This is a genomic window from Nonomuraea maheshkhaliensis (assembly GCF_039529435.1).
Taxonomy (GTDB): Bacteria; Actinomycetota; Actinomycetes; order Streptosporangiales; family Streptosporangiaceae; genus Nonomuraea; species Nonomuraea maheshkhaliensis.
Genome location: NZ_BAAAMU010000031.1, coordinates 87,404 through 100,156, shown reverse-complemented (window position 1 = coordinate 100,156; position 12,753 = coordinate 87,404). Strand labels below are relative to the sequence as shown.

General features: G+C 72.9%; 12 protein-coding genes. 5 read left to right on the top strand and 7 right to left on the bottom strand.

Annotation, left to right across the window (positions count from 1 at the left end):
- Both ABFX54_RS22240 and ABFX54_RS22235 read left to right on the top strand, forming a co-directional pair.
- Positions 1-1,187 (top strand): phytoene desaturase family protein (locus ABFX54_RS22240; protein ID WP_346107624.1); only part of this gene is annotated, 1,187 nt, incomplete at its 5' end.
- Between the two features lie 158 nt (positions 1,188-1,345).
- Positions 1,346-2,389 carry a glycosyltransferase family 2 protein gene (locus ABFX54_RS22235; protein ID WP_346107623.1) on the top strand — a complete coding sequence of 348 codons (1,044 nt, stop codon included), beginning with the start codon at positions 1,346-1,348 and terminating at the stop codon, positions 2,387-2,389.
- On the opposite strand, the gene ABFX54_RS22230 is transcribed toward ABFX54_RS22235, so the two are convergent.
- Positions 2,340-3,014, bottom strand: coding sequence for a glycerol-3-phosphate acyltransferase (locus ABFX54_RS22230; protein ID WP_346107621.1), 675 nt, complete (start codon positions 3,012-3,014; stop codon positions 2,340-2,342). The two genes, ABFX54_RS22235 and ABFX54_RS22230, sit on opposite strands and share 50 nt — an antisense overlap.
- Before the next feature lie 40 nt (positions 3,015-3,054).
- On the opposite strand from ABFX54_RS22230, the gene ABFX54_RS22225 reads away from it, so the two are divergent.
- On the top strand, positions 3,055-3,792 hold the full coding sequence (locus tag ABFX54_RS22225; RefSeq protein WP_346107620.1) for a spheroidene monooxygenase: 738 nt from the start codon (positions 3,055-3,057) through the stop codon (positions 3,790-3,792).
- Between the two features lie 8 nt (positions 3,793-3,800).
- On the opposite strand, the gene ABFX54_RS22220 is transcribed toward ABFX54_RS22225, so the two are convergent.
- The 5 genes from ABFX54_RS22220 to ABFX54_RS22200 all read right to left on the bottom strand — a co-directional run bounded on the left by ABFX54_RS22220 (position 3,801) and on the right by ABFX54_RS22200 (position 8,407).
- Positions 3,801-4,757, bottom strand: a complete 957-nt coding sequence (locus ABFX54_RS22220; RefSeq protein WP_346107618.1) for a phosphate acyltransferase — start codon at positions 4,755-4,757, stop codon at positions 3,801-3,803.
- Positions 4,754-5,653 carry a phytoene/squalene synthase family protein gene (locus tag ABFX54_RS22215; RefSeq protein ID WP_346107616.1) on the bottom strand — a complete coding sequence of 300 codons (900 nt, stop codon included), beginning with the start codon at positions 5,651-5,653 and terminating at the stop codon, positions 4,754-4,756. The genes ABFX54_RS22220 and ABFX54_RS22215 overlap by 4 nt, the downstream gene beginning before the upstream one ends.
- Positions 5,654-5,687: 34 nt before the next feature.
- Positions 5,688-7,130, bottom strand: a complete 1,443-nt coding sequence (locus tag ABFX54_RS22210; protein WP_346107615.1) for a phytoene desaturase family protein — start codon at positions 7,128-7,130, stop codon at positions 5,688-5,690.
- Positions 7,131-7,343: 213 nt separating this feature from the next.
- Positions 7,344-7,823 carry a DUF305 domain-containing protein gene (locus tag ABFX54_RS22205; RefSeq protein ID WP_346107613.1) on the bottom strand — a complete coding sequence of 160 codons (480 nt, stop codon included), beginning with the start codon at positions 7,821-7,823 and terminating at the stop codon, positions 7,344-7,346.
- A 50-nt stretch (positions 7,824-7,873) separates the two neighbouring features.
- Positions 7,874-8,407: a helix-turn-helix domain-containing protein gene (locus ABFX54_RS22200; RefSeq protein ID WP_346107611.1), complete on the bottom strand. Its 534-nt coding sequence runs from the start codon at positions 8,405-8,407 to the stop codon at positions 7,874-7,876.
- Between the two features lie 88 nt (positions 8,408-8,495).
- On the opposite strand from ABFX54_RS22200, the gene ABFX54_RS22195 reads away from it, so the two are divergent.
- Both ABFX54_RS22195 and ABFX54_RS22190 read left to right on the top strand, forming a co-directional pair.
- Positions 8,496-9,620, top strand: coding sequence for an aminotransferase class V-fold PLP-dependent enzyme (locus ABFX54_RS22195; RefSeq protein WP_346107609.1), 1,125 nt, complete (start codon positions 8,496-8,498; stop codon positions 9,618-9,620).
- A gap of 22 nt (positions 9,621-9,642) precedes the next feature.
- Positions 9,643-11,028 (top strand): amino acid permease, encoded by a 1,386-nt coding sequence (locus ABFX54_RS22190; RefSeq protein WP_346107607.1) that lies wholly within the window; start codon positions 9,643-9,645, stop codon positions 11,026-11,028.
- Between the two features lie 2 nt (positions 11,029-11,030).
- Here ABFX54_RS22190 and ABFX54_RS22185 read toward each other — a convergent pair whose 3' ends face one another.
- On the bottom strand, positions 11,031-12,560 hold the full coding sequence (locus ABFX54_RS22185; RefSeq protein ID WP_346107605.1) for an alpha-N-arabinofuranosidase: 1,530 nt from the start codon (positions 12,558-12,560) through the stop codon (positions 11,031-11,033).
- Positions 12,561-12,753 lie beyond the last annotated feature (193 nt).

Here is a 12,753-nt window from a genome sequence, read left to right as displayed (position 1 = left end):
CCGCCTTCGCCGGCCCCCTGCTAGGCCCGCCCGCGCCGCCCGGCCCACTCGGTCGGGCCCGGCTGGCGGACCTGCTGGCCATGGCGCCCGCCCGTACCCTGGACGGCCTGGCCCGCCGCTTCTTCCGCGACCCGCGCCTGCGCCAGTACGTCGGCCGCTACGCCACCTACGCCGGCTCCAACCCGTACCGCGCGCCGGCCGCGCTCGGCTGCGTCCCGGCGCTGGAGCACGGGCAGGGCGTCTGGTACGCGCCGGGCGGCCTGCCCCGGCTGGCCGACGACCTGACGCTGCTGCTGAAGGCGGCCGGCGTGCAGATTCACCTGTCCACCCCGATCACCGCCATCACCTGCGACGGCTCGCGCGTCACCGGCGTCCGGCCGGCCGGCGGGCCGGACGTGCCCTGCGACATCGTGGTGGCCAACACCGACGCCGCCGCCCTGTACGGCCACCTCCTGCCCGACCGCCGGCGGCTGCGCAGAATCGCCGCGCTCGGGCCTTCGTCGTCGGCGTTCCTGCTGATGGCCGGGGTCGACGGCCGGACCCCCGGCCTGGCGCACCACTCGGTGCTGTTCTCCGGCGACTACGAGCGCGAGTTCGCCGACATCTTCGACCACCGCCGGCCACCCGGCGACCCGACCATCTACCTCGGCTGCTCGGCCGTGGACGACCCCACTCATGCGCCGGAGGGGGCCGAGAACTGGACGATCCTGGTCAACGTACCGGCCCGCGACCCGGCGCGCTGGCCGATCGGGGTGGCCGCGTACCGGGACCTGGTCCTGGAACGACTGGCCTCCCGCGGCTACGACCTGTTGGGCCGGGTGCGCTTCGTCGACATCCTCACCCCCGCCGACCTGCGGGACCGCTACGGCGCATGGGGCGGCGCCATCTACGGCAGCGCCTACCGGGGCCGGCTCTCGTCCTTCCTCCGCCCCGGAAACAGGGGGCCGAGACGCGGCCTGTACGTGGTGGGCGGCTCGGCCCACCCAGGCGGCGGCCTGCCGATGGTGGTACTGGGCGCCCGCATCGTCACCCGCCTCGTGGCCCAGGACTTCCCACCTGCCGGGCCTGGTCGAGCCTCGTCGCGGGGCTCGCGCGATGCCGTGCTGAGTTCGCCGCCTTCGCGTGGCTTCTCCGACGCGGCGGCGGCCCCGATGCGGTCACGGGACGTCGAGCGGGGCGGCCGGTGAGGGTGCTTGCTGTGGCTCAGGCCGTGGCCGCCGCCATTGTGGTCGCGCGGCTGGCGCGCGGGCGGCGGCGGTTGCCGTCGCTACAGGCGTCGCTTCCGGCGCCGCCACAGGCGCCGGGTTCGTTGTCGCCTGACGCGGGCCCTCCGACAGGTGCCGAGGTGTCCGTGGTGATCCCGGCTCGGGACGAGGCTTCCAGGATCGGGCCGTGCCTGCGGGCCGTGCTGGCCGACCCCGAGGTCGGCGAGGTGATCGTGGTTGACGACGGCTCAAGCGACGGTACGGCGGACGTGGCGGCGGAGCTGGGAGCCAAGGTCGTCACCTCGATGCCGCTGCCGCCCGGATGGATCGGCAAGCAGTGGGCCCTGCGCCAGGGCGTGGCGGCCACGCGGGGCGAGGTGGTGGTCACGCTCGACGCCGACACCAGACCCGCACCCGGCCTGTTCGGAGCCCTGACCCGGGTACTGGACCAGTACGACCTGGTGAGCGCCGGCCCCCGCTTCCGCTGCGACAGCCGCCTTGAACGGGCCCTGCACGCCTCCATGCTGGCCAGCTTGGTCTACCGGTTCGGCCCGATCGGCCCGCCGACCGCGCCCCCGCCGCACCGTACGATCGCCAACGGCCAGTGCCTGGCCTTCCGCCGGGCGCGGATGGCGGAGGCGGACGGGTTCACGTGGGTGCGCGACCGGATGACCGACGACGTGGCGCTGGCCCGCCACCTGGCCCGCCGGGGCTGGAAGGTGGGCTTCCTGGACGCGGGAGGCCTGCTGGAAGTGGACATGCACGACTCGGCGGGCGAGCTGTGGCGCGAGTGGGGTCGTTCGCTGTCCCTGGGCGACGTGACCGGGCCGGGGCAGCAGGCGGCCGACCTGGCCGTGATCTGGCTGACGGGGGCGGTGCCGGTGCTGCGGCTGGCGGCCGGGCGGCCGTCCTGGCCGGACTTGGCGCTGCTGGCCCTGCGGGTGCTGGTGGCCGGCGCGCTACGCGGAAGCTACCGGAGAGCCGGCGCTGAGCTGCTGCTGTCGCCGCTGCTCGACCCTGCGGTCGCCGTCCGCCTGACCCACGCCACGATTCGTCCCGTACGCAGGTGGCGTAGCCGGACATACCCGCGATCCCGGCTCGTCCGGACATCCGCGGACCGTGCGGACACGACGGTCAGCGGCGGCGGGCGGACCGGGTGGCCAGCACGAAGCGCAGGCCGATGAGGCACATCAGTCCGCCGGTGGCCGCGACCAGTTCGGCGGGTGCGAACGGCCACTGCAGCACCGGCACGGCGAACACCGCCACCCGTGCCCCCACCGCGAACGAGCGCGCCGCCAGCGCCGTCGCCACCAGCGCCGCCACCGCCAGTCCGAACGCGGGCGGGCAGATGACCGCGATCCCGCCGGCGAACGTGAGCACCGACCGCCCGCCCCTGAACCCGGCGAACACCGGCCAGGCGTGCCCGGCCATCGCCGCCGCCACCGCGAGGTACACCGGCACCGCGCTCGCACCCGAGACCGTGCCGGACGAGGAGGTGTGCGCGCCGCTGACCAGGAGCGCCAGCAGGGCGGCCAGTGTGCCCTTGATCGTGTCGCCGACGAACACCGGCACCGCCGCCCGCCGACCGAGCCGCTCCTTGACGTTCCAGTACCCGGGGTTGCGGTCTCCCACGTCGCGGGGATCGACACCGTGGACGCGACCCACCAGCACCGCGACCGGCACCGACCCGAGCAGATAACCGCCGATGACCGCCACCGCCGCAGTGAGCGCAGGTCCGGCTTCGCCGATTCCCGCCAGCGCCGCGTCGATCGTTGGCCCGGCCCCTGCGCCGGCTCCCGTCTCAGCCATCGCGTCGTTCCATCTCGTCCGGTACGACACCGTGAGCGCGATGCGTCACATGGCCTTCGATCGGCCGCTGTTGCGTGACAGTGACGGGCTGTTGTTCTGGCGGTTGCTCGGTACGGGGAGTGGGCGTTCGATGTCGCTCGGGGCCGACCTGTATCGCTGGGCGCTGTTCGCGGTGTGGCGTTCGGACGGTGATCTGGAGGCGTTCCTGCGCTCGTCGCCGATCGCGGCGCGCTGGCGCGACGAGGCGGTGGAGTGCTGGCAGGTACGGCTGGCCCCGCTGTCCTCGCGCGGCACCTGGGCAGGCCGGGATCCGTTCGGCGGCTCGTGCGGCACCCGGGCGGGCCTGTTCGGTGGCCCGCGTCAGGACGTGGCGGTTGCGCGGGGCAGTCCGGTGGCGGTGCTTACCAGGGCCTCTGTTCGGGTGCGGCGGCTGGTCGCGTTCTACCGGTCGGTGCCGCCGGTCGATGAGCTGCTGCGACGGCAGGACGGCTGTCTGGCCTCGATCGGGATGGGGGAGTGGCCGCTGGTCCGGCAGGCCACGTTCTCGCTGTGGCGCGACCAGGACGCGATGCGCGGCTTCGCGTACCGGGGCGCGGAACACCGGCGGGTCGTCGAGCTCGTACGCTCCCACGACTGGTACGCCGAAGAGCTGTTCGCCCGCTTCATCCCGTACGCCAGCGAAGGCACGTGGAACGGCACCGACCCCATGCAGCCGGGCCCGCGGCCAGGCGCCGGCGCCCCACGCGGCCGGTACCACGGCACCGACCCTGCGCGCTGAGCGCGCGCTCATGAGGTCGCCGCCTCCGTCCCGGGTGCCGTCCCTGCCAGCGCGTGCGCCACCGCGCAGGCCCTGGCGATGGTGGTCGCGCGGGAGGAGCCGTGTGCTATGACGACCGTGCCGCGCAGGCCGAGCAGGGTTGCGCCGCCGTGCGTTTCCGGGGCGTAGCGGCGGGCCACCCCGGCGAGTCGTTCGGGGGCGGCGGCGCCCTCGCGGGCGGCCATGGTCAGCACCGTACGGACGCATCCCTCGATGGTCTTGAGGACCACGTTGCCGGTGAAGCCGTCGGTGACGATCACGTCCGCCCGGCCGGACAGCACCTCGTGCCCCTCGATGTTGCCCGTGAAGGGCAGTGGCAGGCCGGTCAGAAGTTCCTCGGCCTGGCAGGTCAGGCGGTTGCCCTTGCCCGGCTCCGACCCGATGGACAGCAGGCCCACGATCGGGTCGGGCCGGCCCAGTACGGAACGTGCGTACCCGATCCCGAGTCGCGCGAACTGGGCCATCATGGTGGGGCTGGGGTCGGCCGTCGCCCCGGCGTCGACCAGCACCGTCGCGCCGCCCCGTAGTGACGGCAGCGCCACGGCCAGCGCGGGCCGCAGTACGCCGGCGGCCCGGCCGATGCCGCGTACGGCACAGGTGACCACCGCGCCGGTGGAGCCGGCGGACACGAACGAGCCGCCCACCCCCTGATGGACCAGATCGCAGCCGACCGCGAGGCTGGAGCCGGTCAGGGCCGCCGCGGCGGCGCCCCGCTCGGACATCGGTACGGCGTGCGGCGCGGGCACCACGGCGATCTCGCCCTCCGCCTCGTGCCGCCGCAGTTCCCTGCTCAGTTGCGCCTCGGCGCCGACCAGGATGATCGGCACCCCGTGCGCCCGCCGGGCCTCGACGGCCCCCGCCACCGTCTCGGCCGGGCCGTGGTCACCACCCATCGCGTCCAGCACCACGGGTCCGGTGATGGTCATGGGAGTTCCACCTGGACGCGGTGCTCGGCCCGGCTCGCCGCGGTGGCGGCCAGGAGGTGGCGGGTGAAGATGGCGGCCCTGTGGTGGCGCGGTAGCCGGACGCGGGCGGCCAGGACCTCGAAGTCGCGGCGTTCGATCTCGGCGAGGATGCCCCCGTACAGTTCGCGGGCGGCGCGTACGCATGGTCGTGAGGAGGGGACGAGGAGGTCGACGCCCCCGGCGGCGGCGCGGTAGTGGGCGTGGGCACGTTCGGCCTCGAAGGCGAGCAGGTCCCGGACAGCCTGCCCGGTACGCCGCGCGCCCAGGTGCTCCGGCTCGACGCCGAACTTGGCCAGGTCCTCCATCGGCAGGTAGATGCGGCCCCTGGCGTAGTCCTCGGCGACGTCGCGCAGGAAGTTGGTGAGCTGGAAGGCCAGGCCGAGTTGGCGGGCGGGCTCGCGGGCCTGCTCCTCGTACCCGGGCGCGGGTTCCAGGAGCGGCAGCATCATGGTGCCGATGGCGGCGGCGGAGCCGGCCATGTATCCGAGTAGGTCGTCGTACGTGGCGTACCGGGTGACCGATAGGTCGGCGCGCATCGAGGTCAGGAACGAGCGCACGTCGTCGCGTTCGACGCCGAACGAGCGCACGGTGTGCAGGAACGCGGGCAGGACCGGGTCGCGGACCTCGGCTCCCGACAGCCCGGCCTCGACGCCGGCCCATAGGCGGTCGAGCGCCCGGGTCCGGTCGCCGGCCATGGTGAAGGAGTCGACGATCTCGTCGGCATATCGGGCGAAACCGTACAGGGCGTGTACGTGACGCCGCTTCCAGGCGGGTAGCAGCCGGGTGGCCAGGTAGTAGGAACGGCCATAGTGGGCGTGCAGCCGCCGGCAGCGTTCGTAGCCGGCGGTCAGCGTCATGGCGGGTCCCCAGGTGTCGGTCCGGTGGTGCGCCTCATGAGGACTCCCCGAGGATGCGTTCCGCGGCGAGGCGGCCTGAGATCAGGACCGGTGGTACCCCCACCCCTGGCGCGGTGAACATGCCGGCGAAGTGCAGACCGGGGACGCGTCTGGCGACGCCGGACGGTCGTAGCCACCCCGTCTGGCTGAAGCGGTGGTCGAGGGCGAACGGGGTGCCGGCGGTGTGGCCGCGGGCCGCCCACGCGGGTGGGTCCAGCACCAGCCTGGGGGCTCCCGACAGGTCGCCGTAGCCGAGGTCGGTGAGGCGGGTGAGCAGGCGTGACTCCAACGCCGGGCGCAGGCGGGTCCAGTCGGCGGCGCGTAGGTTGGGGGCCGGTTCCAGGACGCTGAGCGTGGCGGGCCCGCCAGTGTCCGGGCAGGTGATCAGCAGGCTCGGGTCGGGCTGCGGCCGGCCCGTCGAAAGCGCGGCGAACGTCTCCCGCCAGGCCTGGCCGAAGTGCACGGTGTGGTGGGCCTGGCCGGGTGGTTCGTGGTCCAGGCCGAGGTGGAGCACCAGGCAGGAGGGGGAGTAGCGGGGACGGCGCAGCCGCCAGTCGTCGGCGCGGCCGGGCAGCAGCCGCCGGGCCGCCAGCCGATCGCAGGCGACGACCACGTGGGCGGCCGGCAGCCGTTCGCCGTCCTCCAGCAGGACGCCGGTGACGCCGTCGCCGTCGGTCTCGACCCGGTGGGCGCGTACGCCGTACCGGAGGGTCGCGCCGAGCTTCTCCAGCAGCGCCGCCATCGCGACCGGGATGGCGTGCATGCCGCCGTGCGAGGGGAAGTACACACCGCCGACGGTGTCCATGTGCGCGACGACGGCGTAGAGGCCCAGCGCCCGCTGGGGCGAGAGCCCCACGTACAGGGACTGGAAGGTGTGCGCCCTGATCAGCCGGGGGTCGGTGAGGTGGCGCGCGGCCAGGCGGTCGAGCCGGCGGAAGCCGCCGAGCGCGGCCAGCCGCAGCAGCGCCGCGGGTTTGGCCAGGGCGCGCAGCCTGGTCATGTCGGCGTCGATGAACGCGGGCCACTCCACCGCGAACAACTCGTCGAGCAGCCGCCGGTAGCGCTCGTAGCGTGCCGCCTCGGCGGGCCCGCACAGCGCGCGTACCTGCTCGGTCATCTCCTCGCGCCCGGCCCGCACGTCCAGCCGCGAGCCGTCGTGGAAGATCAACCGGTACGACGGGTCGAGGCGGCGCAGCGGCACCCAGTCGCGCAGTTCCTCCCCGGCCGCGCCGAAGACGTCGGCCAGCACGCCGGGCATCGTCAGCACGGACGGCCCGACGTCGAACCGGTAGGTCCCCGCACGCCCGGTGCCGCAGCAGCCCCCGGGCTCCCGTCCGGCCTCGACCACGACCACCTCGCGCCCGGCGGCGGCCAGGCGCACGGCCGCCGACAGCCCGCCCAGGCCCGCCCCGACGATCACCACAGGACCTCGCCGCACGGGGCTCCCTTCCGTCGCTCGGTGACAAGCTGCGGAGGGAGAGTGGGTCGGGTTCCTCGCGTCTCAGCCTCGGAACCGCACCATCACGGTATCCATCGGACGCGGGCTGGGGAGGAGGGACACGCCCGCGCCGGCTGGTAGACGTGCCAGAAGGTCGTCAGCCGGCCACCGGTCGCACAAGTCCCGCGCCTCGCGAGCGCGAGGCGGCCGAGCTCAGATCGCCAGTTGCTTGCCGATGGCGGACAGCTCCTCGTTCTGCGTGGTCACGATCTGGTCGGCCAGCTGTCGCGTCGCCGCGTGCTCGCCCGTGCTCTGGATCTCCTTGGCCATGTGCACGCCGTGTTCGAGGTGCCCCTTCAGCAGCGTCAGCCAGCCCCGATCGAACCCGTCGCCCGCCTTCAGCTCGGCGCCCTCGTCCGTCTTCTCCTCGGCCGGCACCGACTCCGACCAGGACGTGAGCCAGCCGGACATCTTCTGGATGTCGGCCTGCTCGTTCGGGATGATCTCCTTGGCCAGCTTGCGCACGTAGTCGCCGCCGCCCCGCTCGGCCGCGAGCTCGGCCAGCTGAATGGTCTGGCGGTGGTGGGTGATCATTTGCTGGTTGAACCGCACGTCCGCCTGGTTGTACCCGGCTCGGGTCTCCGCCGAGGCGGAGCACGCGCTCGCCGCCAGCAGCCCCAGCAAGGCGATCAAGGCCATTCTCCAACGCATGTACGAAGGTACGCGGGGCGCCGGGGAAAGGTTCAGTAGCTGGGCGGGGTCGCGGTGATCAGGAAGTCGACCGGCTCCTCGCCCGGGTTGAGGTAGCGGTGCGGCAGCGCGGAGTCGAAGTAGCAGCTGTCGCCCTCCTCCAGCGCGTGCTCGACCCCTGACACCTCCACCACGAGCCGCCCCCGCAGCACCAGCACGCACTCCTCCGACGGGTGCGACCACGGCTCGGCGGCTGACGACCCGCCGGGCTCCAGCCGGCCCTCCAGGACCTCAAGCCGCCCGTGCCCGGGGGAGACGCGGGTGTAGGTGACCCCGCCGGTGGGGGATCTGACCAGCATGCGCTTGTCCTGCCGGACCACGGCGACGACGGCCGCGTCCGGCTCCTGGAACAGGCTGAACAGCGGCAGGTCCAGCACCTTGGCGATCTTCCTCAGCGTCTCCAGGCTCGGGTCGGCCAGGTCGCGCTCGACCTGGCTGATCAGCCCGCTCGACACACCCGCCGCGGCGGCGAGCTGCGCGAGGGTCAGCCCCCGTTCGGTACGGAGCTTCCGGATCCTGGCGCCCATCACCCGCGGATCATATCCATTGTTAACACCATTTAACGCCCATTGACCAGGTTAAATCCCGCCCGATAGTGTGCCCGAAATGTCGCGCATGTTGAACGCAACCCAGTTCCGGGCCGAGTTCCCCTCTCTGGCCGACTCCGTGCACCTGGCCAGCTGCAGCCAGGCCGCGCTGTCGTCGCGGCTGGCCTACGCGCTCCAGGAGATCGGCCACTCGCTGCGCGCCGAGGGCGCCCCGTGGCAGACCTGGATGGAGCAGGTCGGCCGGGCCAGGGAGCGCTTCGCCCGGCTCATCGGCGCCGAGCCAGGCGAGGTGGCCGTGCTGTCCTGCGCGTCCGAGGCCGCCTTCCAGGCCGCCGCCTCGCTCGACTGGGCCCGCCGCCCCGGCATCGTCACCAACGACCTGGAGTTCCCCTCGATCGCGCACGTGTGGCTGGCCCAGCGCCAGCGCGGTGCCGAGGTGCGGGTGGCCGCCGACACCGGCGAGAACGTCGCGGCCGAGGCGTACGAGCAGGTCATCGACGAGCGGGTCAACCTCGTCTCCGTGCCGCTGCACACCTACCGCAACGGCGCCCGCCTGCCCGTCGAGGACGTCGTACGGCTCGCGCACGACCGGGGCGCGCGCGTCTTCGTGGACGCCTACCAGGCCACCGGCGTCGTCCCGATCGACGTCAAGCGGCTGGGCTGCGACTACCTGGCCTCCGGGTCGCTCAAATACCTGCTCGGCCTGCCCGGCATCGCCTTCCTGTACGTCAGGGGCGGCATGGAGCAGCAGCGCGAGCCCGAGCTGACCGGCTGGTTCGGCCGTACGCAGCCGTTCGCCTTCGACCCCAGGCTGCTCGACTTCCCGGCCGACGCCCGCCGCTTCGAGACCGGCACCCCGCCCATCCCGTCCGCGTACGCGGCCAACGCCGGGTTCGACCTGATCGAACGGGTCGACCTGGACGCCGTACATGAGCATGTGTCGGCCCTGGTTGAGGAGCTGGCCCAGCGGCTGACCGAGGACGGCGAGCGGGTGGCGAGCCCGGCGGGGGCGCGCGGCCCGCAGGTCGCCATCATCGACCCCGACCCGGACAAGCTGGCCGCCAGGCTGGCCGAGCGCCGCATCTGGACCGCGCCGCGCGGCGACCTGCTGCGGCTGTCGTTCCACTACTACAACGACCGGTCCGACGTGGACGCGGCCGTCGAAGCCATCAGGGACTGCCGCAGGACCTGATCATCCCCCCGAGAGGTCTTCCGTGGACAACGAAACCGGGCTGCGCCGCCGGCTGACCGGCCGCCAGCTCACCATGATCGGGCTGGGCGGCGCCATCGGCACCGGGCTCTTCCTCGGCTCCAGCCTGGCGATCTCCCAGGCCGGTCCCGCCACCATCGTCGCGTACGTGATCTGCGCCGGCGTGGCGCTGGTGATCGGCTGGGCGCTGGCCGAGATGGTCGTGGTGCATCCGGAGGCGGGCGCGTTCGGGGTCATCGCCCACCGGTATCTGGGGCCGTGGGCCGGGTTCGTGGTCCGCTGGACGTACTGGACGATCCAGGTCATCGCGATCGGCGGCGAGGTCATCGCGGCCGGGATCTACGTGCAGTTCTGGTGGCCGTCGCTGCCGCTGTGGCTGCCGGTCACCGTCTTCTCGGCCGTCGTGCTGATCACGAACGCCGCCGCGGTCAAGCTGTTCGGCGAGGTCGAGTACTGGTTCGCCATGATCAAGGTGGTGGCCATCGTGGTGTTCATCCTGCTCGGCGTGGTCCTGGTCACCGTCGGGCTGCCCGGCGCGCAGGCGACCGGCGTGTCCAACCTGACCGCGCACGACGGCTTCCTGCCCAACGGGATCAACGGCCTGTTCCTGGCCATGGTGTTCGTGCTGTTCAGCTACATCGGCACCGAGGTCGTCTCGGTCACCGCCGCCGAGTCCGAGAACCCCACGCGCGACATCCCGCGCGCCGCCCGCCGCATGGTCACCCGCCTGGCGCTGTTCTACGTGCTGGCCATCGCGGTCGTGCTGACCGTGGTGCCCTGGACCACGACAGCGCAGGGCGGCGACGTCACCGAGAGCCCGTTCGTCCGCGTCTTCTCGGCGGCGGGCGTCCCGGCGGCGGCCACGATCATGAACTTCGTGGTCCTGACCGCCGCGCTCTCCAGCGCCAACACGAACCTGTACCTGACCACCAGGATGATGCACTCGCTGGCCGCCCACCGCTACGCCCCCGCCTGGACCGGCCGCCTCAGCGCCTCCGGCGTGCCGCGCAACGCGCTCGCCCTGTCGGCGCTGGGCCTGGCGCTGGCCGCGATCGTCTCGGCGGCCAGCGAGAGCGAGGCGTACCTGGCGCTGTTCGGGGTGTCGGTGTTCGGGGCGCTGGTCGTGTGGCTGCTCATCCTGGTGACGCACCACGCCTTCCGCCGCACCCGGGCCGCCCAGGGGCTGGCGCCGTCGCCGGTCCGGCTCTGGGGCGCGCCCGTCACCTCGGTGGTGGTGATGCTGTTCCTGGCCGCCGTGCTCGTCTCGACACTGTTCATCGAGCCGCTGCGGCCGGCGTGGTGGGCGGGCGTCCCGTTCTTCGTGATCGTCAGCGTGGTGTACGCCGTCGTCTCCCGCCGCGGCGGCGCCCGCGAACCGTCGCGGACGTAGCCTCACCGGCCGTCCAGGCGGCCCTCCACGGTGACGAAGGAGTGGGCGGGCAGGTGCACCCGCAGCCCGGACGCCGTGGCCGTGACCTGCTCGTACGGGCGGGGCGCGACCGCGGCGGAGGCCTCGGGGGTGTTGTGGTCCTGGAGCCGCCCCGCGGTGAGGATCCGGGCCTGCACGTCAGTCACGGCGCCGCCGCGCAGGTCCAGCTCGACGTCCGCCGCCTCGTCCGCGTCCACGTTCGACAGCGACACGAGGAGCCGGCCGTCCTTGCGGCTGGCCGACAGCGAGACGGTCGCCAGCCGGTCCTCCCCGACCTCGCGGGTGGGCAGCCCCGAGGGCAGGTCCACCCGCAGCGAGGCCGCGTCCTGGTGCCCCTTGTTCATCTCGAACACGTGGTACGTGGGCGTGAGCACCAGCGCGCCCGACTCGGGATCGGTGAGGATCATGGCCTGGAGCACGTTCACCGTCTGGGCGATGTTGGCCATGACCAGGCGGCCGGCGTGGCGGTGGAAGACGTCGAAGTGCAGCCCGGCCACGAGGGCGTCGCGCAGCGTGTTCTGCTGGTAGAGGAAGCCGGGGTTGGTGCCCGGCTCGACGTTCCACCAGGTGCCCCACTCGTCCAGCACCAGGCCCACGTTCCGGCCCGGGTCGTAGCAGTCCATGACGTTGGAGTGGCCGGTGAGCAGCTCGTCCACCCGGGCCGCCTGCACCATCGTGCGGTAGTGGTCGTCGGTGCCGAAGTCCGTGGCCTGGCCCTTGTCCTGCCAGGTGCCCGTGAGCGTGTAGTAGTGCACCGACAGCGCCTGCATGAACGGCGCCGGGCGGTAGGCGCAGCCCAGCTCGCCGAGCTGCTTCATCAGCGTCTCGGTCCAGGCGTAGTCGAAGGAGTTGGCCCCCGCCGCGATCCGGTAGAGCTTGTTGTCGCCGTGGTCACGGCAGTAGGTGCCGAACCTGCGCGCCTCGGCGGCGTACTGCGCGGCGCTCATGTTGCCGCCGCAGCCCCACGCCTCGTTGCCGAGCCCCCAGAAGCGCACCCGCCACGGCTCCTCGCGCCCGTTCTCCTTGCGCAGCCGCACCATCGGCGAGTCGCCGTCGCGGGTGAGGTATTCGACCCAGTCGCTCATCTCCCTGACCGTGCCCGAGCCGACGTTGCCGCTGATGTACGGCTCCGCCCCCAGCAGCTCGCACAGGGCCATGAACTCGTGCGTGCCGAAGTGGTTGTTCTCCTCGACGTTGCCCCAGTGGGTGTTGACCATGACCGGGCGCCGGTCCTTGGGCCCGATGCCGTCCGTCCAGTGGTATTCGTCGGCGAAGCAGCCGCCTGGCCAGCGCAGGTTGGGGATGTTCAGGGCGCGCAGCGCCTCGACCACGTCCAGGCGCAGGCCGCCCTCGTTCGGCAGGTCGCTGTCCTCGCCCACGTAGAACCCGCCGTAGACGCACCGGCCCAGGTGCTCGGCGAAGTGGCCGTACAGGTGCCGGTTGATCACGGGACCGGGGACGTCGACGTTGATGACGGCGGGGACGGCACTCATCCTGGACTACCTCGCGTATTCGTGCGGCATGAAGGCGACGCAAGTTTGTATCGATACAAGTTCGCCTGTCAAGGCGTCGGCACCCGGCATGCAAAGAGCAGGGAAGGATCGCGCGGGGCGGGCTACGGCCCTCGGCGGCGCGGGTAGGTCCCACGCCGGGACCCGCCGCCGGCCAGCGGGAACGTGCTCGCTC

What these genes read in the sequence shown, in the direction of transcription:
- ABFX54_RS22195 (WP_346107609.1), top strand. Translation starts at nt 8,496, where the DNA reads ATGTTGAACGCAACCCAGTTCCGGGCCGAGTTCCCCTCTCTGGCCGAC.
- ABFX54_RS22220 (WP_346107618.1), bottom strand. Translation starts at nt 4,757, where the DNA reads ATGACCATCACCGGACCCGTGGTGCTGGACGCGATGGGTGGTGACCAC.
- ABFX54_RS22230 (WP_346107621.1), bottom strand. Translation starts at nt 3,014, where the DNA reads ATGGCTGAGACGGGAGCCGGCGCAGGGGCCGGGCCAACGATCGACGCG.
- ABFX54_RS22185 (WP_346107605.1), bottom strand. Translation starts at nt 12,560, where the DNA reads ATGAGTGCCGTCCCCGCCGTCATCAACGTCGACGTCCCCGGTCCCGTG.
- ABFX54_RS22225 (WP_346107620.1), top strand. Translation starts at nt 3,055, where the DNA reads ATGCGTCACATGGCCTTCGATCGGCCGCTGTTGCGTGACAGTGACGGG.
- ABFX54_RS22215 (WP_346107616.1), bottom strand. Translation starts at nt 5,653, where the DNA reads ATGACGCTGACCGCCGGCTACGAACGCTGCCGGCGGCTGCACGCCCAC.
- ABFX54_RS22200 (WP_346107611.1), bottom strand. Translation starts at nt 8,407, where the DNA reads ATGGGCGCCAGGATCCGGAAGCTCCGTACCGAACGGGGGCTGACCCTC.